Origin of the sequence: Gordonia sp. CPCC 205515, from assembly GCF_048537925.1 — a bacterium.
Classification (GTDB): Bacteria; Actinomycetota; Actinomycetes; order Mycobacteriales; family Mycobacteriaceae; genus Gordonia.
On record NZ_JBCLVJ010000018.1, the window covers coordinates 36,313 to 60,096 of the forward strand.

Genomic DNA, 23,784 nt, shown 5'->3' on the forward strand with positions numbered 1-23,784 from the left:
GATCGTGCAGACCGAGATCGACATCGTCGCGCCCGCCGGTCGCTCCGCGCGGGTGGCCGCGGTCGGCGGTCTCGCCGCGCGGCAGACCGGGCCGAATGCGATTCACCTGATCAGCACCGCCGCAACACCACTCGGCGGCGACTCGATCGTGATCCGGGTCGTGGTCGAGGCCGGTGCCACGCTGCACCTGCGCACGGTCGCAGCGACCATCGCGTTGCCCGCCCGCGACCGCCTCGACTCCACCACCGAATGGCACATCGATGTCGCCGAAGGCGCACGCCTGCATGTGGATCCGGAGCCGACGATCGTCGCAGGCGGCGCGCAGCACGGTTCCACCACCACGGTCACCGCCCATCGCGACAGCACGGTCATCATCGCCGAGCACGCCCAACTCGGGCGTGCCGAAGAGTCCTTCGCAGTCCGGACGCGCGCCCGCTGGTCCGGGGCATTGCGCGTCGACATCGGGGGCCTACCGATCCTGCGGCACCGCCTGACTCTCGGCGACCCCGCCGGCGGCGGGCACCGCGCCGTCAGCAGCGTCTTCCGATTTCCCGACGAACGGCCGGCCACCGTCTCGCCGGTCGCCTACGCGGCACGACTGGAACTAACTCGGCCACACGACATTCCGGGTTCGACGCTGACCACTGCGCTCGACTCGTCGACCACCAGGGCACGCGGTCTCTGCGACGATCTGGAACTCGACGTGGCTCGCACCTGACCGGTGGACAAACGAAACTCCCGCCGGCACAACGTCACAACGTGTGCCGACGGGAGTCGGTCAGCGCAAACGCGGGTCAGCCCGCGTCGGCCTTCGTCGACGGTATGCCGGAGACTCGCGCTTCGACCTCCGGGATCGACTGCTTCTCCAGGTCGGAGAGCGCGCCGAGGGCGCTGCGCGCGTAGACCTGCTGCTCGGTGACCGCGAGTTGCGTACGTCCCTTGGTGCTGAACGCGAAGAACCAGTTGACCAGGGTGTTGAGGCGGTTGCGGAAACCGACCAGGTACACCAGGTGCAGGGCCAACCATCCGAGCCACGCGAAGTAGCCCTCGGTCTCGAACTTCTTCTTGGTACCCGGCAACGGCACCTGCATCACGGCGCTGAACCGCGACACCGTGGCCATCGAGCCCTTGTCGAAATAGCTGAACGGCTTGCGCTGCTCCTGCGTCTGCCCACGGAGCCCGGCGATGATCGCATCCGCCGCGTAGCGCCCGCCCTGAATCGCGCCCTGCGCCACGCCCGGCACGCCGTCGACGGCCATCATGTCGCCGACGACGAACACGTACGGGTTACCGGGAATCGACAGGTCTGGCAGCACCTGAACGCGACCGGCGCGGTCGAGTTCGACGCCGGACTGCTCGGAGAGCTGCTTGCCCAGCGGGCTGGCCTGCACACCGGCCGACCACACCTTGCACTGCGACTCGATACGCCGCGTGCTGCCGTCCTTCTCCTTCACCACGAGGCCGTCGTAGTCGAGGTCGACGACCATGGCATTGAGCTGGATCTCGACGCCGAGCTTCTCGAGCCGCTTGGCGGCCTTCTGGCCGAGCTTCGGACCGAAGGGCGGCAGGACGGCGGGTGCCGCGTCGAGCAGAATGACCCGCGCCTCGGTCGGGTCGATGTGCCGGAAGGTGCCCTTGAGTGTCTTGTCGCTCATCTCGGCGATCTGCCCGGCGAGTTCCACGCCCGTCGGGCCGGCGCCGATCACCACGAAGGTCAGCAGTTTGGCGCGCTCATCGGGATCGTCGGAGAGTTCGGCCTGCTCGAAGGCGCCGAGGATGCGGCCGCGCAGTTCGAGCGCATGGTCGACGGTCTTCATACCCGGCGCGTACTCCGCGAAGTGGTCGTTGCCGAAATACGACTGGTCGGCGCCCGCCGCGACGATCAGGCTGTCGTACGGGGTCTCGGTGATGCGCTCGAGCAGACGGTGAGTGACCGTCTTGCCCTCGAGATCGATCTTGAAGACGTCACCGAGCAGCACCTGGATGTTCTTCTCCTTGCGGAGGATGATGCGGGTCGCCGGCGCGATCTCACCCTCGGCGATGATCCCGGTGGCCACCTGATACAGCATCGGCTGAAACAGATGGTGGGTCGTCTTGGCGATGAGGGTCACATCGACGTCGTGCTTCGCCAGACGCTGCGCCGCGAAGAGACCGCCAAAGCCAGAACCGACGATGACCACATGCGGGCGTGCTGAGGTTCCAGTGGGGCTGCTCATCTGAAGGACGTCTCCTGTCGCTGCTAGGTTCGGCTGCTGCCGCACACCACCCATCACGGTAGTCAATCGACACCCATCGGGCGCGACGAGGACCCCGGTTGCGTCACAAAAAACACGCAAATGCGACATTCCGGCACTGCGGGACGGTTCAGGCGGTGAGGTCGACGACCCGTCGGTGCCGCGACCGGCCGCGCAGCGACGATTCCCAGTGCGCACGCAGCAACTCGTACTCGACCTCGCCGGACAGCTGGCCCGCATCGCCCATCCGCACCGCCGAGATCCGCATCCCGATCTTCTCCATCACCCGTCGCGACGACATATTCGCCGCCATCGTGCTGGCGAAGACCCGATCGGCGGCCAGGTCGTCGAAGGACATCACCATCAACGCGCGCGCGGCCTCGGTCGCCAGACCGCGACCCCACGCCTCGCGACGCAACCGATAGCTGAGTTCGAGTTCCGGGCGGCTGCTGTGGCGCGGCCTGCGCAGCGCGAACCACCCGAGGAATCCGGCAGGGCCGCGGTCGATCGCCGCCCACATACCCGTGCGATTTGCCCGCCGCTCGGCCTCCGCGCGGGGCAGCACCCAGTCCTCGATGACCTCGCGCGGGGTGGCGTGGCCTCCGCTGACAAACCGCATCACGGCCGGGTCGCGGTCGAGATCCACCAACGCATCGACGTCGGCTGTCGTGACCGGCCGTAGTCGTAGTCGCGCGGTCTCCAGATCCACCCTGCCCCCTGTCGCCGTTGATCCCCGAGTCGTGATCCCGGCGTGAGTCTACGGTCCGCGACCGCCGAATCCCGCGTGTCGGTGAGGGCGTGTTCTCCGGCGGTGCCGAAGGCTGTCATACCCATGCCCTATGGTTCGTTTCGTGGCCGATCAACTCACCGCAGACACCCCAACGCCCGGGACCGACGACGCCCGCGAGACAGTCGTCTCGCTGCAGCTGCGCTACGGCGACATGGACACCAATCACCACATCAACAACGTGCAGATCGCCCGGCTCTTCGAAGAGACCCGGGTGCGGTCGTTCGCGACGTGGTTCGAGACCCCGGGCCGCCCAGCCGGATTCTCGTTCGTCGTCGGCCGGCAGGACATCGTGTTCCGCGCGGTGCTGCACTACTCCGTCGAGCCGATCACCGGCCGCGCCTGCATCGGGCGCATCGGCAACTCGTCGTTCACCATGGTGCTGACCCTGATCGACGCCGCAGGCACCACCTGCGCGCTCGCCGAGACCACCATGGTGTCGGTCGACCCGGAATCGGGCCGCGCCACCCCCGTCCCAGAGGCGGTGCGCGACATTCTGACTCCGCATCTCGTCGAAGGGGCGAGCCTGCTGGCACGGCGCTGAGTGGAGTAGCGCCACCATGTTCCGCCTGCACCGCGCCGAACGTACCGACACCCTGGCCGACGCCCTCGGCGACATCGTGGTCTCCCCGCTCGACGACCCGATGCGCGCCGAAGTGGTCGCGGTCCCCGCACCCGGCGTCGAACGGTGGCTGCAGCAACGTCTCGCCACCCGGTTGGGGACGTCCGGGGTCGGCGACGGGATCTGCGCCAACATCGATTTCGCGTCACCGGCCGCACTGACTGATCGGGTTCTCGCCGACGCCCACGGCGCCGGCGACGGCCACCGCCTCGGTGACCCGTGGCGCCCGGCGGCGATGGTCTGGCCCATCCTCGAGGTTCTCGACGACACGATCGACCGGCCGGGCCTTTCGGTCCTCGCCCGACACCTTGGTCTGGACCCCAAAGGGTCGGACACCAAAGGATCTGACTCCGAACATCGGCTGGGTCGCCGCTACGCCGCGGCGCATCACATCGCCGGCCTCTTCGACAGCTATGGGCGTCAACGCCCGACGATTCTGGTGGACTGGGCGGCCGATCGGGACACCGACGGAATCGACGCGGCAGTGCCCGCCGACCTGGCGTGGCAGCCGATGGTGTGGCGTGCGGTTCGCGCGATCATCGGTGAACCGCACCCGGCCGAACTCCTCGCCGATCTCTGCGATCGGCTGCGTGCCGACCCGCAGCTGACGGATCTGCCGGAGCGGCTCAGCGTCTTCGGGCCCACCCGGGTCACCGAATCGCTGCGGGCGGTCCTCGCCGCCCTGGCCGCCCACCGCGATGTTCACGTCTTCGTGCCGCACGCGAGTCCCGCGCTGTGGACGCGGCTCGACGATCAGCCGTCCGCCGGGTCGGCGCCGATCCGCCGCACCGCCCGCCCGGATGCGGCCATCGGGCATCCGCTGCTCGCCGGCCTCTCCCGCGACGTGCAGGAACTACAGCTACGGCTGCGGCCATCGATCGATAGGGACGAGCACCACCCGCCCGCGGCGCCGTCGGCGCCCACACTCCTGTCGGCCCTGCAGTCCGGTATCCGCGACGATGAACTCGGACCAGGCTCGGTGGTCGCCGACACCTCCGTCGAGGTGCACGCCTGTCACGGACCCGACCGCCAGGTCGAGATCCTCCGCGACCGGCTCCTGCACCTCTTCGACGCCGATCCCACCCTGCAACCCCGCGACGTCCTGATCATGTGCCCCGACGTCGACACCTTTGCCCCCCTCATCCGCGGTGCGTTCGGACAACCCGGACTCGGACACCCGGCCTTCGATCTGCGGGTGCGCCTCGCCGACCGCGGGCTGCGTCACGTCAACCCGATCCTCGATGTCATCGCCGTGGTCACCGAACTCGCAGCCGGCCGTGCGACCGCCGGTGAGGTCGTCGACCTACTCGGCCGCGATCCCGTCCGCACCCGTTTCGAGATGTCCGACGACGATCTCGACGTCGTGCGGGAATGGTTGTCGCACAGCGGTATCCGTTGGGGCCTCGACGACCGCCAACGCGCCTCCTTCGGGCTCGGCGGATTCGCCCAGGGCACCTTCGACGCCGGCGTGGGACGGATCGCGCTCGGCACCCTCGCCGACGAGCGCGACGGCGAGTGGCTCGACACGGCACTCCCGCTCGACGGGGTGGAATCCACCGACATCGACCTCGCCGGTCGGCTGATCGACTTCATCGACCGGCTCACCGCCATCCTCGCCGACGTGGCACAGCCCGCACCCCGGGCCGTGTGGGCGGAGAGACTCGCCGCCATCGTCGACGACCTCACCGCCGTCGGCCCGAGCGAGGCCTGGCAGCGGGGACAAGCGTTGGCGGCGATCGGCGACGCCGTCGGCGAGCCCGGCGAACACCGCGGGACCGCCGATACCCAGGTCCTGCGGCTCGGCGACGTGCGGGATCTGTTGTCGGCGCTGATCGCCGGCCGGCCCACCCGCGCCAACTTCCGTACCGGCGAACTGACTGTCTGCACGATGGTGCCGATGCGGTCGGTCCCGCACCGGGTCATCATCCTGCTCGGCGTCGACACCGACGTGTTCCCGCGAGCCCAACGCAGCGACGGCGACGACGTCCTGGGCCGGGATCCGGTGATAGGGGAACGCAATCCGCGCGACGAGGACCGGCAGCTGTTCCTCGATGCGGTCACCGCCGCCACCGAAAACCTGCTCGTCTTCTACACCGGCGCCGACCCGATCACCGGCACCCGCGTGCCGCCGGCCGTGGTCGTCGGCGAACTGACCGACACGCTGTCGGTGCTGACCGGGGGAGTCGACGTCGTCCGCCGTCACACCCTGCATGCCTTCGACGCGCACAACTTCGAATCCGGCGTGGTTCCAGGGATTTCCGGCCCGCTGAGTTACGACGCGGAACTGCTCTCGGGTGCGAAGGCGTTACGGTCACCGACCAAGGTGGTCACCCCGCGGATCGCCGGCGTCGAGGTGTCGGCACCGCCGCACGGCGACATCGACCTGACCGACCTCACGGCGTTTCTCGTCAATCCGCTGCAGGGCTTCCTCCGGCAACGGTTGGGTGCCTCCATCGTCGAGGAGGACCAGCGTCCCGACGACCACCTCGACGTCACCCTGGAACCGTTGGACCGCTGGGCCATCGGCGACCGATTCCTCTCCGAGATGCTCGCGGGACGCGATTTCGACACCTGCCGCGCCGCCGAACAGCGCCGGGGAAGCCTGCCGCCCTTCGAATTCGGTACTCGCGAACTCGACACGATCACCCGCGATGTGCGGCAACTCTTCCTCGCCGCCGACGCCGAACGCTCCGGCACGCCGGCGAGCCGGGACATCGTCGTCGGGTTGCCCGACGGCCGCCAGATCCATGGCACCGTCGGTGACATCTTCGGCTCCGCGATCATCGCGGCCACCTATTCCCGGCTCAAGGCCAAACAGCGGCTGACCGCTTGGGTGCACCTGCTCGCCCTGGCCGCCGCAGCCCCGACCGAGCCGGCCATCGTCTCGAGCGTGGTCATCGGTCGGGGTTCGGGCTCGCGGCCGGTCGCTCGCTCGGTGCTCACTGCACCCGACGACCCGCTCGCCGTGCTGCACGACCTCGTCCGGCTGCGTGACCTCGGCCTGCGCACGCCGCTGCCGCTGCCGCTCGACCCGGCCGCCGAGTACGCACGAGTGTGCGGCAACGGTGCCCGGCCAGGCTCGGGTATCGCGGTCGCCCGCAAGGCCTTCAGCGGACCCTACGGGCCCGCGAAGACCGACTCCTACCTGCGGCTGGTCTACGGCGGTGACACCGCGGCCGCCGTCGACTTCGACGACATCCTCACCCCGACCATCGGCGGAGCCGAGCTCGGCGACCTGCACCTGCCCGGTGAACCGGATGATCACCTCTTCTGCGGACTGTCCCGTTTCATCTGGGAGCCGCTGCTGACGAACGAGGCCACCTCATGACCACCTCCCAGACGCTGCCGATCAGCCCGCAGCCCTTCGACATCCGGGCCGCACTACCGACGGGCACCACCGTTCTGGAGGCCAGCGCCGGCACGGGCAAAACCTACGCCATCGTCGGGGTCGCCGCCCGCCACATCGCTGAAGGAACACCGATCTCGCGGCTGTTGCTGGTGACCTTCAGCCGCTCCGCCACCGCCGAACTCCGCGAGCGCACCCGGCTCCGGGTCGCGGAACTGGTTGCCGCACTTGCGCACCCGGATGGTCCGCACGATACGGGCGATGAGCTGCTGTCCTTGCTGCTGCGCGGCACCACCGCCGAGATCGCCACCCGACGAAGCAATCTCGTCAAAGCGCTGTCGGATTTCGACGCGTCGACCATCGCGACCACCCACACGTTCTGCAACCGCATGCTCGACGCGCTCGGGTTCCTCGGTGAACGCGAACTCATCTACGACATCGTCGAGGACGCCAACGAATTGGTCGAAGAGGCCTCGGCCGACATCTACCTGGCCGGGTTCGCCGGCCGCACCGACCCGCCGCCCTTCACCCTCGAGCAGGCGGTGAAACTCGCCAAAGAGGCGGTGGCGCAACCGTCGGCGGTGCTGGCGCCGGCCGCGGGGGACAAGGCCGCGGAATGGCGGGTGGCGTTCTGCACCCGCGTCCGGACCGAGACCGAACGCCGTAAGCGGTTGTCGCGCTTGCGGACCTACGACGACCTGCAGTCCATCCTGTACGGCATCGTCACCGACCCGGTCGTCGGTGAGCAGGCGTGCGAGCGGATCCGGTCGGCCTTCTCGGTGGTGCTGGTCGACGAGTTCCAGGACACCGATCCGCAGCAGTGGGAGATCGTGCGACGCTGCTTCCACGGCCACGGCAAACTGGTGCTCGTCGGCGATCCCAAGCAGGCGATCTACGCCTTCCGCGGTGCCGAGGTGCTCAGCTACCTGCAGGCGGTCCGCTCGGCCGATGCGCTGCTGGCCCTCGGCACCAACTGGCGGTCGGATCGCCCGCTCGTCGACGCGCTGTTCCGGTTGTACGGCGGTGCCAGCCTCGGTCACCCCGACATCGTCGTGCACCAGGTCGACTCCGCCCACGCCACGTCGCGGGTGCGGGGGACGGTCCCGCTGCGATTGCGGGCCTTTGTGCGCCGCGACTTCACCACCACCGCCGCGACCACCGGTCTGCCCTATGTCAGCGACGTTCGGCAGGCGGTCATCGAGGACGTCGCGATCGACATCGCACGATTGCTGTCGTCGGACGCCGAGATCGACACCGGCGACGACTTCCGGCCGGTGGCACCCGGTGACATCGCGGTGCTCGTCCGTAAACACGACACCGTCGCGCCGCTGCAGCAGGCACTGGCCCGACTCGGCGTCGCCTCGGTCGTCGGGGCCGGCGGGGACGTATTCAAGACGCCCGCCGCGCGGCACTGGCTCGGCGTCATCACGGCGATCGAGCAACCCGCCCAGACCCGGCGCGTCACGATGGCGGCGATGACCCCGCTGGTCGGATGGAGTCCGAGTCGGGTCGCCGACGCAGGCGAAACCGAGATCGCCGGCCTCGCTGCCGATCTCGCTCGCCTCGGTCGCGTCTTCGACCAGGGTGGATTCGCTGCGCTCGGGCAACGCCTACTCGCCGAAAATGAGGTTGCGGCAAGGCTTCTAGCCGCCGACGACGGTGAGCGGAAGTTGACCGACGTCCTGCAGATCGCGTCGCTGTGCAACCGGCACGTCGTCGACACCAGCTGCGGTCTCGCCGGACTCGCCGAGTGGCTTGCCGACCGCATCAGCGACAGCTCACGACGTACCCGGCACGACGCGCAGACCCGGCGCCTCGACCGCGACACCGCGGCCGTGCAGATCATGACCGTGCACGCGAGCAAGGGCCTGCAGTTCCCGATCGTCTACGTGCCGTTCGGCTGGGACGTCGTGGGTGCAGTGGAACCCGACACCTTTGCCTTCCACGACGCTGCCGGCGTGCGGCACCTCGATGTCGGCGGTGCGTCGCCGGGCCGTGGTGAACGACTCGCCACCTTCCGCACCGAGGAAGCCGGCGAAGACCTGCGGCTGCTCTATGTCGCACTGACCCGGGCGCGGTCGGCGGTCGTCGCCTGGTGGGCACCGATGGCCCGAACCGCACGATCGCCCCTGCATCGCCTGCTCTTCGGTCGGACACCCGGTGCGGCGATGGTGCCCGAAACCGTCGACATCCCCGACGACCAACGCTGTGTGACGACGCTGCGGGCGCTCGCCGACGGCGATCCGTCGATCACCGTGGAACCGGCCGGGCGCGATGCCGCCGAGGTGTGGCAGGGCGGCGCATCGCACGCCGCGGACACCGAACTCGGCGTGGCGACCTTTACCTCGGTCATCGACCAGACATGGCGCCGAACATCGTATTCGGCGATCATCGCGCACGCCGGCCACGCCCATCCGGTCATCGAAACCGGAAGCGAGCCCGAGGTTTCCGGTATCGACGACGAACCACCCGAGGAACCGGACACCGACTCCGCCGAGGAGATCGGGGGCGCTCGTCCCGGCACACCGTCGCTGATGAACGGTCTGCCGTTCGGCGCGGCGTTCGGCACCCTGGTGCACGAGGTCCTCGAGTACGTCGACACCGCACACCCCGACATCACCGCGCATGTCGCCGAACTCTGCGGCCGTGCCGCCGCGCACGGGATGACCGACGTCGACACCGAGGTGCTCACCCGCGCACTCGTCGGAGTGCTCACCACCCCATTGGGATTCGGCGATCTGTGGCGTATTTCGCCCGGAGACCGGTTGGCCGAGTTGGATTTCGAACTGCCGCTGGCCGGACCGGACGACGGAGTGGTACTGACCGAACTGGCCGAACTCATGGAGGATCACCTGCCCGACGACGATCCGCTTCGGCCGTATGCGGGTATCCTGCGGGAACTGTCGGGCCCGAAGCTTCGCGGATTCCTCACCGGCAGTATCGATTCCGTGCTGCGCACCGACGAAGGTCAATTCGTCATCGTCGACTACAAGACCAATCGCCTGCGGCCCGGCGACCTCGTCGCCGAGGATTTCTCCACCGCCGCGATGGCCGGCGAGATGATCAGCGCCCACTACCCGCTCCAGGCACTGCTGTATTCGGTGGCGCTGCACCGTTATCTGCGGTGGCGGCTGCCCGGATACCGTGCGCAGGAGCATCTCGGCCCGGTGCAGTACCACTTCGTGCGCGGCATGATCGGCCCCGATACGCCGCCCGGGTGTGGGGTCTTCGAATGGGCGGTCCCGCCGACGCTGGTGTCGGCGATGTCGGATCTGTTGGCCGGAGGTGTCCGATGAGCAGCGCGCAACGATCAGCGGACCGCTTGGATCTGTTGTGTGACAACGGGTTTCTGGGTGCAACGGACGTGGCGATCACCCGGCGACTGGTGCGGCTGACCGGCGCGCACGTCCCCGACGATGCGCAACTCGGTGCGGCGCTGGCGATCCGCGCCGTCCGGTCGGGATCGACGTGCCTGGCGCTGAACCGGATTCCGGAGACAATCGCCGGTGAGCCGGACCTCGCCGCACTCGTCCCGACCCCCGACGTCATCGCCGAGTCGCTCGCGGAGAGTGTGCTGGTGCAGGGCAGCGCGAACGGCCCGCTACGGCCGCTGGTGCTCGCCGAATCCGTCGACGGACCTCTGGTCTACCTGCGTAAGTACCACCAGCAGGAAGCGATCGTCCGAGCCGTGCTCGAGCTGCGTGGTACCAGCCGGCCGACCACCGAGGATGCGGAGGTCGCCGCCGTCGTCGACGAGGTGTTCGGGACGCCCACCGGCCCGGTCGAGGAAGACCTGCAGCGGCAGGCCGCACTGATGGCGGCCACGAACTGGACGCTGGTGGTCGCGGGTGGGCCGGGTACCGGCAAAACCTACACCGTCGCACGGATTCTCGCGGTCCTGGACCGGCTGTCCGGGGGAACCGCACGCATCGGGCTCTGCGCACCCACCGGGCGGGCGGCCGCCCAACTCCAGGCGGCCGTGTCGGCCGATTCGGCGGCCCCGGACTCGGTGCACGCGGTCACCGTGCACAGCCTGCTCAAGTGGTATCCCGGTGGCCGGCCGAAATTCGGGCCGAGCAACAAACTGCCGTTCGATGTGGTCGTCGTCGACGAGACGTCCATGCTGTCGATGACGGCGATGAGCAAATTGCTCGAGGCCCTACGCCCCGACACCCGCCTGGTGTTGGTCGGCGACCCGCACCAGTTGGCGTCGGTCGACGCGGGAGCAGTCCTCGCCGACCTCGTCGAACGCGCCGAAACCGAGCCTGCGCCACCGGTGATCACCCTGCGGCGCGGATACCGGTTCGGCGGCGACATCTCGCGCGTGGCCGAGGCCATCAACCGCGGCGACGCCGACGCCGTCGTCGATCTGGTCACCGACCCGGCGATCGCCGACGTCACCCTCATCGCACCCGACGACCTCGACCGGGTGCGTGAGCTCGTCGAACCGTGGGGCGCCAACATGCGCGACGCGGCCCGCGCGGGCGACACGCAGGAAGCGCTCGACGCCCTCGACGCCCACCGGGTGCTGTGTGCCCACCGGGAGGGTGCGTGGGGTGTCGGCGGATGGTCGCGGCGCATCGTCGACTGGCTGGCCGATCTGCCCGGACCCCGTGCGGCCGTACTCGATTCGGTGACCCGCTACCCGGGTCAACCGCTGCTGGTCACCGCCACCGACCGGCAACTCGGCACCTTCAACGGCGACTGCGGTGTCGTGGTCCGCGACGCCACGCAACCCGAGCGCGCCGACGCACTACGCGTGGTATTCCGGCGGGGCACCGAGCTCACCGCACTACACCCGAGTCGCCTGGCCGACGTGATCCCGGTGTACGCCATGACCATTCACCGTTCCCAGGGCAGTCAGTTCGACGCAGTCACCGTCGTGTTGCCGCCGCCCGGATCGGAACTGCTGACCCGCGAACTGCTCTACACGGCCATCACCCGCGCCAAGACCCGCGTGCAGATCGTCGGCGACGTCGAGGTGCTGCGGGCGGCCGTGCACCGACGCGTGCAGCGGGCCAGCGGATTGCGTTCGCCCATCCGGGTTCTCGACCCCACCGGCGCCCCGGGCTAGAAGACTAGAGGTCGACCCCGCCGGGCACCAGATCCCGACGCTGAAAGCACTCGGTGCCGAACAGCCGCGCCCGCCGATCCGACGGTAGCGCCATCAACGCCTGCATCGTCTTGCTGCGCTTCACCTCGGTCTTGTGCGCGGCAATCGCGGCGGCCTTGGCCTCGCGCCACTCGGTGACGTCGAGCACCAGATCGATGTCGGCGTCCGGGGTGCCGGGCAGATACCGCCGGGGCGTGCCGGACATGATGTCGGTGCTCACGTCCTCGACCATCCATTCGGCGATGGTCACGAAGTAGATCGACTTCACCTGCCAGGCCTCGCCGCACGAGTGGTAGAGCCGACGGTTGGCCGCGGCGTCGGCGGCGACCGTCGCCAGCCGGTGGGCGTGGATGTGGTCGGGATGCCCGTAGATGCCGAGCGCGTCGTAGGTGACGATCGCGTCGGGTTGCAGCCCACGGATGTATTCGGTGAGTGTGCGGACCGGCTCGTCGAACGGTACCGAGCAGAACGGTGGCGCGTGCGGTGCCGACGCGGGCACGTTCTGGTCGGCGTAGCCGAGCATGATCGGCGGACGCGGCAGCCCGAGTTCGCGGGTGGCATCGACGAGTTCCTGGCCACGCCAGGTGTCCTCGGCCCAGGTGCACATGATCAGGTCGGCGTCGCCGCCGCGGGCGGTGTGGCGGGCGATGGTGCCACCGGTCCACAACGATTCGTCGTCGGGGTGAGCGTGCACGAACAGCAGTCGGGGAGCAGTCACTGCAACCTTTGCTTTCTGGTGGGTTGACCCACCTCAGGGTAGCCGCATGCGGCGCCGGTAAACTCCGGCACCGACATTGACGTGCATGTTGTGTGCAATGGAGGATCATGATGAGCGGTCAACCCGAAGTCCACGAATTCCAGGCCGAGACCCGGCAGTTGCTGGATCTCATGGTGCATTCGATCTACTCCAACAAGGACAGCTTCCTGCGTGAGTTGATCTCGAACGCATCCGATGCGCTGGACAAACTGCGCATCGAGTCGCTGCGGGACAAAGAGCTCGACGTCGACTCGAGCGATCTGCACATCACCCTCGATCCCGACGCGCAGGCCCGCACCCTGACCGTCACCGACAACGGCATCGGCATGTCCCGCGAGGACGTCGTCGGGCTCATCGGCACCCTGGCCCGCTCCGGCACCGCCGAATTGCGCCGCAAGCTGGCCGAGGCGAAGGACTCCGCCGCCTCCGAGGAACTCATCGGGCAGTTCGGCATCGGCTTCTACTCCACCTTCATGGTCGCCGACAAGGTCGCGCTGGTGACCCGCAAGGCGGGGGAGTCCACCGGTACTCGCTGGGAGTCCACCGGCGACGGCACCTACACGATCGGTGACGTCGACGACGCCCCGCAGGGCACCGCAGTCACGTTGACCCTCAAGGCCGTCGACACCGACGATCACCTCTACGACTACGCCGACCAGAGCAAGCTCCGGCAGCTGGTCAAGCGCTACTCAGATTTCATCGGCTGGCCGATCCGGATGGACGTCACCAAGACGGTGCCGCCGGCCGAGGACGCCGATGAGGATGCCGAGCCGGTCGTCGAGGTCGTCACCGAAACCATCAACTCGCAGAAAGCCTTGTGGGCCAAGTCGTCCGACGAGGTCTCCGAAGAGGAGTACAAGGACTTCTACCGGCATGTCAGCCACGCGTGGGACGATCCGCTGGAGACGATCACCCTCAAGGCCGAAGGCACCTTCGAGTACCAGGCACTGCTGTTCATCCCCTCGCAGGCACCCTTCGACCTGTTCATGCGCGAGCACGCCGCGGGTATCCACCTGTACGTCAAGCGGGTGTTCATCATGGACGACTGCGAAGAACTCATGCCCGAGTACCTGCGGTTCGTCAAGGGTGTCGTCGACGCCGCGGACCTGTCGCTGAACGTCTCGCGCGAGATCCTGCAGCAGGACCGGCAGATCCGCGCGATCCGTCGTCGACTCACCAAGAAGGTCATCTCGACGGTGTCCGACATCGCGGCGAACCGCCCCGACGACTACCGCACCTTCTGGGAGAACTTCGGCCGCGTCTGGAAGGAAGGTCTGGTCAACGATGCCGACAACCGGGAAGCACTGCTGAAGGCGTCGTCGTTCGAGTCGACCAATTCCGCCGATGAGCTGACCACGCTGACCGACTACATCGGCCGTATGAAATCCGGTCAGGACACGATCTACTACATGACCGGTGAGTCCCGGCAGCAGGTCGAGAACTCCCCGCACATCGAGGCCTTCCGCGCGAAGGGCATCGAGATACTGCTGCTCACCGACCCGGTCGACGAGATCTGGACCTCGAGCGGAGCGGAGTTCGACGGCAAGTCGTTCACCTCGATCGCGAAGGGCGCGGTCGACCTCGACGCGCTCGACGACGCCGACGAGGATGAGGCGGCCAAGGAGGACAAGGCGCGCCGCGCCGAGGAATTCGGGGGACTGCTCGGCTGGCTCGGCGAGACGCTGTCCGACGACGTGTCCGAGGCCCGGTTGTCCTCGCGGCTCACCGACTCCGCCGCGTGTCTGGTCGGCGACACGTTCTCCATGTCGCCGCAGCTCGAGAAGCTCTACCGGGCGTCCGGGCAGGCTGTGCCCAAGACCAAGCGCGCCCTGGAACTCAACGCGGACCATCCGCTGATCACCGAACTGCAGTCGCAGTTCGGGGCGTCCGATGACCACAGCGATCTGGTGCCGACCGCCAAATTGCTCTACGGCATGGCCGTGATCGCCGAGGGCGGCGAGCTGGGCGACCCGGCCGAGTTCGCCAAGATCCTTGCCGGCACGCTCACCACCGCGCTGGGCACCACACAGTCCTGAGGAGAGCCGGCCTGCGGAAAGCAGCCCCGATACGTCGTCTGATCAGGGGACATTCGAGCGGGTGAACGATGGGACGGCCGACCAGGTCGACTAAGGTGAGTCCGATCCCGGCGCGCGTGATCGGACCCGAAAGGCAACCGTGAGTTACCCGAACAACCCAGGTCAGCCTGGCAACCCCGATGATCCGACGCAGCGTGTCGGCGGATCGGGTCAGCCTCCCTACGGCCAGCCGTACGGTCAGACGCCGTACGGAGCAGGCCCGGGCGATCCGTATGAACCGACGCAGATCGCACCGGGTGCTGGCGCGTCCGGCTACGGTCCGACCGATCCGAACCAGCAGGGCTACGGCCAGCCGGGTTATGGACAGCCCACCCATGGGCAACAGGGCTACGGACAACAGGGCTATGGACAACAGGGCTACGGCCAGCAAGGCTACGGCCAGCAAGGCTACGGCCAGCAAGGCTACGGCCAGCAAGGCTACGGCCAGCAAGGCTATGGGCAGCCCGGTTACGGCGCCCAGGGCGGATATCCGCCGCCACCCGGGCCGCCGAAGAACCGTCGAAAGATGTTCATCTGGCTGACCGCGGTCGCGGCGCTGGTGGTCGTGCTGCTGGTGATCACGCTCATCGCGGTGAGCACCCGGGACAAGGGGCCGGGCGGCTCGCCCGAAGCGGCCGTGCAGACCTACCTCGACGGGCTGGCCGGTGCCGACTCGAAGAAGGCGCTCTCGGTGATCCGGACGCCGGCGTCGACCAAACTGCTCACCGACGACGTCCTCAAACAACAACAGGGCATCGCCAAGATCACCGACATCAACGTCCGCAAGCCGGAGAACAACCTCGGCGAGTACGCAACCGTCAAGGCCACCTACAAGTTCGGCTCGCGTAACGCCGACGTCGACTTCACCCTGCGGAAATCCGAGGGGGACTGGGCCATCGACAACGGGGCGATCCCGATGAACGTCGACAACGTGAACATCCCGCAACCGACGCTCTTCGGCATCGACATCGCCGACGACTCGAAGGTCTACGTGTTCCCCGGACCGCAGGTGTGGGCATCGAAGAACCCCAACATCAAGGTCGTCGACAAGCAGGCCAACGACTTCCCGCTCGGCCCCGGCTCGTCGGCCTACCCGAGCCTCGAGACCGGACTCAGCGACAAGGGCCTCACCGCTGTCACCGACGCCATGAACGCGTACTTCGACAACTGCGCTGGGTCCACCCAGGCGCGGGCCTCGACGGATCGTCCCGGCTGCGGGCAGTGGATCTCCGACAGCGTCGTGCCGGGTTCGGTCCGCTGGACCAAGCCGACGGACCTGTCGAAGATCGACTACCGGCTCAAGTACGACGAACCGAACCTCGTCACGGTGTTCGGCACCGTCGAATGGAGTGCGACCTTCGTGCCCAAGTACGGCACCGACAACACCGACACCGATAGCCAATTCCTCAGCGGCGGTATCGATCTCTCCGTCCCGACGCCGGTGTACACGCCTGCTTCCTGACCGTCACGCGCGGTGGATGTCGCCGGCCAGCGGGTGATCCGACGGCAGGTCCAGGAGTTCGGCGACGCCGTCGAGCGGTTCCCCGAGCGGCGGCTCGACGACACACGCCGGATGTGCCGCGGTGACGAGTTCGACGAACCGCGCACGGATTTGGTCGTTGCCGGTGAGCACCTGGCCCAGCCAGCTCACTCGAGCACCCGGTTCCGCGCCGGAGCCACTGCGGTCGAGCGCGGCGGTGACCGAGGTGGCCAGTTCCGCGGCGGCACCGTGAGTGATGTCGATCGCCACCGCGTCGCCGGCGCGCGCCGCCGTATCGACGGCGCGGGCGAACGATGCGGTGCGCGACACCCGATCGGGGTCTCCCTGCAGCACCATGTACAACTCGGGCAACGGCCCGAACGTCTCTCGTGCCGCGGCCTCCAAGACCGTGGCGGCGCCGCGACCGTCGAACGCCCGCAACGCCGCATCGAGCCCGGCCCGGCCGATCCAGTACGCGCTGCCTGCATCGCCTACCAGATGTCCCCAGCCATCCACGCGGGCGGTGCCGGCCGGACCCACCCCCAGGGTGACCACGCCGGTGCCAACCGCGGTGACCGCCCCGAGATGGAGCCGGTTGGCCGCGAGGAACGCGGTGACCGAGTCGTGGGCCAGCGCAACCCGACGCACACCGAGATGACCGAGGGCGCCGAGCAATTCGCCGGGCCCGGGAAGCCTCGGGGGTCAACCCGGACACACCGGCGGCGACGGCGTCGACGCCTCCGCCGAGCTCCTCGACCAGGCCGGTCACGGCGCCGGCGATCTGCGCTACCACCGGCCGATCGGTGTGTACCGGACCCGCGTCGTGATCGCTCGTCTGGTCGCCGGGTCCGACGACCCGCAGGCGGGTGCCGGTTTGACCACCGTCGACGAGAATGCGTCGCTGCTCGTCCAAGTCCGACCTCCGTCCGCGCCCGGTCACCACTGCGGCGGCGACCTGCTGACGAAGGTACCCGTGCTGCTGCGGTGGCGGGCCGACGATCGTCGCGTGCTCACGCGGCCTTGTCGATGGCCATCGTCAGGGTGACGAGTTCCAGGTCGTTGGCGCGGTGAACCGGATGCATCGGCACACCGTGCCGGGCGGCGAGGTCGGTCAGTACCCGCGCCCAGGCACAGTCGGCCTCGGTCAGTCCGTCGCTGCCGGGCCGGGTGATCAGGCAGGCGACGGTCACACCGGGGATGTCGTCGATGGCCTCGCCCAGCCGGGTCATGAGCATCGAGGTGAGCATCGGATCGGGCTCGTCGGGCAGCGGCAGCTGGTTGAGTTGGGGGATGAGTCGGTGGTCGGGGTCGATGAAGGCGAACCACAGCAGTGCTTCGCTGAACCCCAGCGGACCCATCAGGGCGCGCCAGCGTTGGCGTAGATCCTCGGTGGACCCGATCGGGTCCTGGGCGGTGTCGATCTCCGGAATTGTGTTGTCTGGTGTCATGTTTCGATCGTGACCCGAGAATCACCCAACCGGTATCCCCGCGTCCACAGGCCGGTGGGGCTGTGGATGACGGTGTTGCGTTCTTCGGCGCGATGTGGGTGGCGTGCCGTCGGTCTCGCGATGCTGACACACTGAACGCATGGGCGCACTCACGCCGTTGGCGGTCAAGATCGGTTCGATCAGCTGGATGCCGCGGTACCTACCGCAGATCGTGTACTGCGACAACCTCGTTCAACGACTCACCCGCCAGCGCTACGGCCTGCTCGACATCGCCGGCCTCCCCAACATCACACTGCGGGTGGCCGGTCGGCGCAGCGGCGTCATGCGCACGACACGCCTGCTGGCCGTCCCGGTCGAGGACGGGCGCTGGCTGATCGCCGGCTCGTACTTCGGCGGCCCGGACATGCCGCAATGGGTCTACAACCTCCGAGCCGCGGGTGAGGCCGAGATGAGCAGCCGCGGGCACCCCCACCCCGTGACCGCGCGTGAACTCGACGGAGCCGAACGATCCGCGGCGTGGGAGCGGCTGCGCTCGGTGTGGCCCAACTTCGACCTCTACGTCACCCGCACCGACCGCACCATCCCGGTCTTCCAGCTCGACCCCGTCTGACGAGCCCTACGCCCCCCGAAACTCCGGCGCCCGCTTCTCGAACACGGCGGTGACGGCTTCGGTGAGGTCCTCACTCGGCAGGAACGCCGAGTTCCACGCCGCGACGTAACGCAGGCTGTCGTGTACCGCTGCACTGCGACTGTGGTCGAGGACGGCCTTCACACCCTGCACCACGAGCGGCGGGTTGGCGGCGATCTCCTTGGCCGTGGCACGGGCGGCCGCCAGCACTGCGTCACGATCCGGCAGCACGTCGTTGACCAGGCCGATCCGGGCGGCGCGCTCGGCGTCGATGTCCTTGCCGGTCAACGCGAGTTCCCGCAGGTGCCCGTCACCGATGATCGCGGGCAGCCGCGCGAAGCTGCCGACGTCGGCGACCATTGCGACCCGGACCTCGCGGACACTGAACTTCGCGTCGGCACTGGCGTAGCGGACATCGGCCGCACTGATGAGGTCGACGCCACCACCGATGCACCAGCCCGCCACCGCCGCGATGACCGGCTTACGACAATCCGCCACCGCGGTGATCGCCGCCTGCATCCGGCGCACGGTCTCGTGAAAGTCGGTGCGCGGCCGTGCTTTCGCATTGTCGGCCAGCACTCCGGCGAGGTCACCGCCCATGGCCGCCAGATCGAGGCCATAGGAGAAGTGCGCGCCCGCGCCGGTGAGCACGATCGCCCGCACATCGTCGTCACGGTCGAGGTGCGCGCAGATCTCGGGGAGTTCACGCCAGAAGTCGGGCCCCATGGCATTACCCTTGCCCGGCCCGGTGAGGGTCACTTCCGCGACATAGTCGGCGATGGACACCTCGAACGCATTCCACTGTTGGTCGCTCATGCCGAAGAGGTTACCGTCCGGTCAGGTAGCTCAGATCGTCAGGCGGCACGCCTGCCCGATATCGAGCACCCGTAATGCGCGGCCCTGACCTACCCACAGCGCGCACGACAACGCCAGGTCGACGATGTGCTCGTCGTCGAAATGCTGGTGGCACAGGGACCAGAAATCGTCGTCGACACGCAGGTCGAGATGATCGGTGGCGAACCGGTCGGCGAACTCCGCGGCCACGCGTTCCGCGTCCGTGTACCCGTCCCAGGTCCGCCATTCGGCGGCATGTGCATAGAACTCGTCGTCGAGGGTCTCGTCGCGGGTGTTCTCACACACGGCGCACTCGTTGCGGCCGGCGATCACCATGCGTGCCAGCTCCCGCGTGCGCGGGGAGAGCCTGCCCTTCCGGTAGACCGCGTCGGCGTAACCGCCGACCGCTGCGCCGAGGTCCGGTGACAACCCGAACCAGCCCACGAGGTCGTCGTCTGCGAAGTCGCCGATGCGTGCCATCTTTCGAGCCTAGCCGAAACTAGAACGTGTTCTCACGGCAATCGACCTCACGCCACCGGCCGCGGCCCCACCACCGCATACCGTGCACACAGAAACGCGCGATTGCGGTCCAGTTCGAGCAATTCGAGGTCGAACCGCCCTCCGAAGAGCGGCCGGCCCGACCCCAGGGTGACCGGTGCGATGTTCACGATGATCTCGTCGAGCATCCCGGCATGTGCGAACCCGGCGGCCAGGTCACCGCCGCCGACCACCCACACGTCCTTGCCGTCGGCCGCCTCGAGCAGCTGCGTGCGCACGGCCGCGGGGTCGCCCGCGACGAGCTGCACCGCCGACGTCACCGGGGTCACCTCACGATGGGTGAACACGAAGCACGGGATCTCATACGGCCACGGATTACCTTGCTGCACTTCATGTTCCAACACCCAGTGGTAGGTGGTCGCACCCATCACGAGTGCACCGACGTCGCCGATGAACTCCTGGTAGTTCATCGGCCCATCCTCGTCGATCGGCTGGCTCAGCAGCCACTCGAGCGAGTCGTGCTCGTCGGCCAGGAAACCGTCGAGAGTGGTTGCGGTGTAGTAGCGGAACCGCTGAGTGCGGGTGTCCGTGGTCATGCGAAGCCTCCGGATTGTTGTCGATGCCAGATGATCGGATCGGGGTCGAGGTGGTCGACGGGTAGCCCGGCATCGCTCAGCATCCACCGGATGATCAACCGGCGATGCGCGGAGAACGTCAGGACGTGCGCCCAGATCTGGGACAGCAGAAAGGATTCCGGTGGATCACACAGCGCGTCGACGATGCGGTCGCCCCATGCCTGCCGCCGATCGATGTCGCGGGTCAACGCCAGCCACCGCGGTGCCAGGTCGGCATGCAGGTCAATCAGTTCGGAAATGGTGTCCGGTGCCGGATCGGTGGGCATGTCGGCACCCTCGATGGTTGCCAGCCACGGGCGTTTGTCGACGACGAGGTGCACGAGTGCAGCCATGATCGATTCCTCGGGGCCGCTCCACGCCAGCGGTTGGTGTCCGGGCAGTCGTGGCCGGCGGGCGGTCTCGTCGTCGAGATTCTTCGCCGCATCGAGAAGCGCGGCCACATCGTCGAGGTCGTGGCGCACCAGCAGCGCGAGCACGTCGCCTGCGGAGTCCTCCGCCGACGTCGGCCCGTCGATGTACAACACGGTGGGCGAGTGGAAATGAATTCCGTTGGGCGCCGGCAGCCAATGCCCGCGCGCGGTCGCCGACCCGAGCCGACTCGGTGGGTGTCCGAACGCACGGCCGAAGGCACGGGTGAATCCGTCGACCGAGTCGTAGCCGGCCGCAAAGGCCGTGTCGGTCACCGACTGTCCGCGTTGCAGCTCCCATGCCGCGCGTTCGAGCATCACCCTGCGGCGCAACGCCACCGGCGATTCTCCGGTGCTCTTGGACAACTGCCGGCTGAAGTGATGGACGGAACTGAACGCCCCAGCGGCCATGTCATCAAGAGTGTCGTTGTCGTCGTCGAGTACCGCGTCGAGCAGTTCACGCAGCCGGTCGCGTCCCGTGTCGGTCATGTGCTCCATTATCGGCCGCACCCGCCCCGAAACACCCGACCGTTCTTGCTCTCTCCAACCGGGTCAGGTGTACAGAAATCGAGAAATGTCTACTGAATCGTTGACACAGCTCATCCGCCCCGTCTCTAATGATCGAGTGACCTACGACACAATCATTCGCAACGCATTGTGGTTCGACGGGACGGGGGCGCCGGGGCGGGTCCGCACCATCGGTCTGCGCGACGGCCATGTCGCGACGATCTCCGAGAACGGCCTCGACGATTCCGACTGCCCCGAGATCATCGACGCCGGCGGCAAGTGGGTGATGCCGGGCATGGTCGACATCCACACTCACTACGACATCGAGGTACTCGCCGAACCCGCACTGGCGGAATCACTTCGCCACGGCGTCACGACCATCCTGGTGGGATCGTGCTCGCTGTCCACGATTCACGTCGACGGCACCGAGGCCGGAGACCTCTTCGGGCGCGTCGAGGCCATTCCGCGCCAACACGTGATCACCACGGTGAACTCACACAAGACGTGGTCGACACCTGCGCAATACATCGCAGCCCTCGAAGCGCGGCCACTCGGGCCGAACGTCGCCGCCTTCCTCGGTCACTCCGACATACGCACTGCAGCCATGGGTTTGGATCGGGCGACGCGGAAGTCGGTGCGGCCCAAGCGGGCCGAGATGGCCAGGATGCAGCAGTGGCTGACCGATGCGATCGACGCCGGATTCGTCGGAATGTCGTCGCAGCAGTTGCTGTTCGACAAACTCGACGGCGACACCTGTCGCTCCCGGACGCTGCCGTCGACCTACGCCAAGCCGCGAGAATTGCGTCGGCTCAAGTCGCTGCTCCGCAAGTCGGGGCGGGTGCTGCAGTCCGGCCCGGACATCTCCAATCCGCTCAATGTCGGCTCCCAGGCCTTCACCTCGCTGGGCTTCCTGCGGCCGCAACTGCGCACCAGCCTGCTCTCGGCCGCCGACATCAAGGCCAACCCGTACGCCATCAAGATGCTGGGACCGCTTGCTGCCCTGGTCAATCGGCTCGGCGGGGACTTCCGCTGGCAGCACCTGCCGGTGCCGTTCGAGGTCTACGCCGACGGCATCGATCTGGTGATCTTCGAGGAGTTCGGCTCCGGTGCCGCCGCCCTTCATCTCCAAGAAGAGGTGGAGCGCAACGAATTGCTGCGCGACGAGGAGTATCGACGCCGGTTCCGCAAGGACTACGAGTCCAAGTACGGTACGCGCGTGTGGCATCGCGACTTCTTCGACGCCGAGATCGTGGACTGCCCCGACGCGTCGGTGATCGGGAAGTCCTTCGGGCAGGTCGGGGTCGACCGCGGCGGCCTGCATCCGGTCGACGCCTTCCTCGACCTGGTCCTCGAACACGGCAAACAGTTGCGGTGGCGGACAACGATCTCCAACCATCGCCCCGAGGTGCTCAAGCAGCTGGCGGCCGAGCCAGGCATCCAGATCGGGTTCTCCGACGCCGGAGCCCACCTGCGCAACATGGCCTTCTACAACTTCGGCCTCCGGCTACTGCGCCACGTGCGTTCCGCCGAACTGGCCGGACAGCCGTTCATGGACACTGCGGCCGCCATCCACCGCCTCACCGGCGAACTCGCCGATTGGTATCACCTCGACGCCGGGCACCTGCGACTTGGTGACCGCGCCGACCTGATGATCATCGACCCGACGAAACTCGACGATTCGCTCGACACCTACGCCGAGGCGCCGATCGAGGCCTATGGCGGCATGTCGCGGATGGTCAATCGCAACGACGACACCGTCGTCGCCGTCTTCGTCAGCGGGCGCAAGGTCTTCGACCACGGCGTGCCCACCGATGTCGTCGGCGCCGACCGTACCGGTCAGTTCCTCACCTACGGTGGCCGCGCGCCGGCCGTCCGGCCCGAACTCGACGCGCCCGCCGTGCCTGCACTCCGAAAGGATCTCGCCGATGTCCGTTGATTCCACCACGACCGCAACACAATCCGACGGCGCCGAGCCCGGCTCCGTGGTCCGCGGGCTCTGGTCGGCGCTGGCAGACCGGGAGTGGGACGCGATGATGCCGTTTCTCGCCGACGACTGCATCTATCTCGACGTGCCGTTCGGGCCGACCCTGGCCGCCCGCGGTCCGGTCGACATCGTCAAGCGCATCAAGATCGCCTTCGAACCGCTGAGCTCCTACACCAACCACGACGGCGTGCTCGTCGCGTCCGGCGACGACGTGATCTACGAGCACTCCGAAACCTGGGAGTGGCCCACCGGTGAGGTCGCGGTCCTGCCATTCGTCAGCGTGCACACGGTGGTCGACGGCAAGATCACGCTGTGGAAGGACTACTGGGATTCACCCACGCTGATCAACAGCGCTCCGCCGACCTGGATGGAAGACCTCGCCACCGCCGACACCAGTTGGGTGTTCGACGCGACCGGCCTGGTCTGAGC

Annotated in this window: 19 protein-coding genes and 1 pseudogene; 11 read left to right on the top strand and 9 right to left on the bottom strand. The window is 67.9% G+C overall.

Annotated features, from left to right (window positions below):
* Positions 1 to 4 precede the first annotated feature (4 nt).
* On the top strand, positions 5 to 718 hold the full coding sequence (locus tag AAFP30_RS23965) for an urease accessory protein UreD (RefSeq protein ID WP_419232546.1): 714 nt from the start codon (positions 5 to 7) through the stop codon (positions 716 to 718).
* 76 nt (positions 719 to 794) lie between these two features.
* Here AAFP30_RS23965 and AAFP30_RS23970 read toward each other — a convergent pair whose 3' ends face one another.
* Complete coding sequence (locus tag AAFP30_RS23970) at positions 795 to 2,216, bottom strand: NAD(P)/FAD-dependent oxidoreductase (RefSeq protein WP_419232547.1); 1,422 nt, start codon at positions 2,214 to 2,216, stop codon at positions 795 to 797.
* Positions 2,217 to 2,364: 148 nt separating this feature from the next.
* Positions 2,365 to 2,943 (bottom strand): GNAT family N-acetyltransferase, encoded by a 579-nt coding sequence (locus tag AAFP30_RS23975; protein WP_419232548.1) that lies wholly within the window; start codon positions 2,941 to 2,943, stop codon positions 2,365 to 2,367.
* A gap of 142 nt (positions 2,944 to 3,085) precedes the next feature.
* On the opposite strand from AAFP30_RS23975, the gene AAFP30_RS23980 reads away from it, so the two are divergent.
* From AAFP30_RS23980 to recD, 4 genes are read left to right on the top strand one after another with little or no spacing between them, the layout of a single operon-like run.
* Positions 3,086 to 3,565, top strand: a complete 480-nt coding sequence (locus AAFP30_RS23980; RefSeq protein WP_419232549.1) for an acyl-CoA thioesterase — start codon at positions 3,086 to 3,088, stop codon at positions 3,563 to 3,565.
* 16 nt (positions 3,566 to 3,581) lie between these two features.
* Positions 3,582 to 6,971, top strand: coding sequence for an exodeoxyribonuclease V subunit gamma (gene recC / locus AAFP30_RS23985; protein ID WP_419232550.1), 3,390 nt, complete (start codon positions 3,582 to 3,584; stop codon positions 6,969 to 6,971).
* The gene (locus AAFP30_RS23990) at positions 6,968 to 10,285 is read left to right on the top strand and encodes a UvrD-helicase domain-containing protein (protein ID WP_419232551.1); all 3,318 of its coding nucleotides are present in this window, start codon (positions 6,968 to 6,970) and stop codon (positions 10,283 to 10,285) included. Before recC ends, AAFP30_RS23990 begins: the two co-directional genes overlap by 4 nt.
* Positions 10,282 to 12,063 (top strand): exodeoxyribonuclease V subunit alpha, encoded by a 1,782-nt coding sequence (gene recD, locus AAFP30_RS23995; protein ID WP_419232552.1) that lies wholly within the window; start codon positions 10,282 to 10,284, stop codon positions 12,061 to 12,063. Before AAFP30_RS23990 ends, recD begins: the two co-directional genes overlap by 4 nt.
* A 4-nt stretch (positions 12,064 to 12,067) precedes the next feature.
* Here the strand turns inward: recD and AAFP30_RS24000 are convergent, their stop codons facing one another.
* A complete protein-coding gene (locus AAFP30_RS24000; protein WP_419232553.1) occupies positions 12,068 to 12,820 on the bottom strand; it encodes a PIG-L family deacetylase in 753 nt (250 codons plus the stop codon).
* A 110-nt stretch (positions 12,821 to 12,930) separates the two neighbouring features.
* Between AAFP30_RS24000 and htpG the strand changes: the two genes are divergently transcribed.
* Together htpG and AAFP30_RS24010 are read left to right on the top strand one after the other, a co-directional pair.
* Positions 12,931 to 14,895, top strand: coding sequence for a molecular chaperone HtpG (gene htpG, locus AAFP30_RS24005; RefSeq protein ID WP_419232554.1), 1,965 nt, complete (start codon positions 12,931 to 12,933; stop codon positions 14,893 to 14,895).
* 139 nt (positions 14,896 to 15,034) lie between these two features.
* A complete protein-coding gene (locus AAFP30_RS24010) occupies positions 15,035 to 16,396 on the top strand; it encodes a hypothetical protein (protein WP_419232555.1) in 1,362 nt (453 codons plus the stop codon).
* 3 nt (positions 16,397 to 16,399) lie between these two features.
* Here the strand turns inward: AAFP30_RS24010 and AAFP30_RS24015 are convergent.
* Positions 16,400 to 17,327, bottom strand: a pseudogene (locus AAFP30_RS24015) (N-acetylglucosamine kinase).
* On the opposite strand from AAFP30_RS24015, the gene AAFP30_RS24020 reads away from it, so the two are divergent.
* Complete coding sequence (locus AAFP30_RS24020; RefSeq protein WP_419232690.1) at positions 17,238 to 17,459, top strand: hypothetical protein; 222 nt, start codon at positions 17,238 to 17,240, stop codon at positions 17,457 to 17,459. The pseudogene AAFP30_RS24015 and the gene AAFP30_RS24020 overlap by 90 nt on opposite strands.
* Here AAFP30_RS24020 and AAFP30_RS24025 read toward each other — a convergent pair.
* Entirely contained in the window at positions 17,425 to 17,862 is a 438-nt protein-coding gene (locus AAFP30_RS24025) for a hypothetical protein (protein ID WP_419232556.1), read from the bottom strand. The two genes, AAFP30_RS24020 and AAFP30_RS24025, sit on opposite strands and share 35 nt — an antisense overlap.
* A gap of 139 nt (positions 17,863 to 18,001) precedes the next feature.
* Here AAFP30_RS24025 and AAFP30_RS24030 point away from each other — a divergent pair, with 139 nt between their 5' ends.
* Positions 18,002 to 18,472, top strand: a complete 471-nt coding sequence (locus AAFP30_RS24030) for a nitroreductase family deazaflavin-dependent oxidoreductase (RefSeq protein ID WP_419232557.1) — start codon at positions 18,002 to 18,004, stop codon at positions 18,470 to 18,472.
* A gap of 6 nt (positions 18,473 to 18,478) precedes the next feature.
* Here the strand turns inward: AAFP30_RS24030 and AAFP30_RS24035 are convergent, their stop codons facing one another.
* From AAFP30_RS24035 to AAFP30_RS24050, 4 genes are read right to left on the bottom strand one after another with little or no spacing between them, the layout of a single operon-like run.
* Positions 18,479 to 19,306, bottom strand: coding sequence for a crotonase/enoyl-CoA hydratase family protein (locus AAFP30_RS24035; RefSeq protein WP_419232558.1), 828 nt, complete (start codon positions 19,304 to 19,306; stop codon positions 18,479 to 18,481).
* Between the two features lie 30 nt (positions 19,307 to 19,336).
* Entirely contained in the window at positions 19,337 to 19,804 is a 468-nt protein-coding gene (locus AAFP30_RS24040; protein WP_419232559.1) for a carboxymuconolactone decarboxylase family protein, read from the bottom strand.
* Between the two features lie 47 nt (positions 19,805 to 19,851).
* Positions 19,852 to 20,418 (bottom strand): dihydrofolate reductase family protein, encoded by a 567-nt coding sequence (locus AAFP30_RS24045; RefSeq protein ID WP_419232560.1) that lies wholly within the window; start codon positions 20,416 to 20,418, stop codon positions 19,852 to 19,854.
* On the bottom strand, positions 20,415 to 21,353 hold the full coding sequence (locus AAFP30_RS24050) for a helix-turn-helix domain-containing protein (protein WP_419232561.1): 939 nt from the start codon (positions 21,351 to 21,353) through the stop codon (positions 20,415 to 20,417). Before AAFP30_RS24050 ends, AAFP30_RS24045 begins: the two co-directional genes overlap by 4 nt.
* An 85-nt stretch (positions 21,354 to 21,438) precedes the next feature.
* On the opposite strand from AAFP30_RS24050, the gene AAFP30_RS24055 reads away from it, so the two are divergent.
* Together AAFP30_RS24055 and AAFP30_RS24060 are read left to right on the top strand one after the other, a co-directional pair.
* Positions 21,439 to 23,307 (top strand): N-acyl-D-amino-acid deacylase family protein, encoded by a 1,869-nt coding sequence (locus tag AAFP30_RS24055; RefSeq protein ID WP_419232562.1) that lies wholly within the window; start codon positions 21,439 to 21,441, stop codon positions 23,305 to 23,307.
* Positions 23,297 to 23,782 carry a nuclear transport factor 2 family protein gene (locus AAFP30_RS24060; RefSeq protein WP_419232563.1) on the top strand — a complete coding sequence of 162 codons (486 nt, stop codon included), beginning with the start codon at positions 23,297 to 23,299 and terminating at the stop codon, positions 23,780 to 23,782. The genes AAFP30_RS24055 and AAFP30_RS24060 overlap by 11 nt, the downstream gene beginning before the upstream one ends.
* Positions 23,783 to 23,784 lie beyond the last annotated feature (2 nt).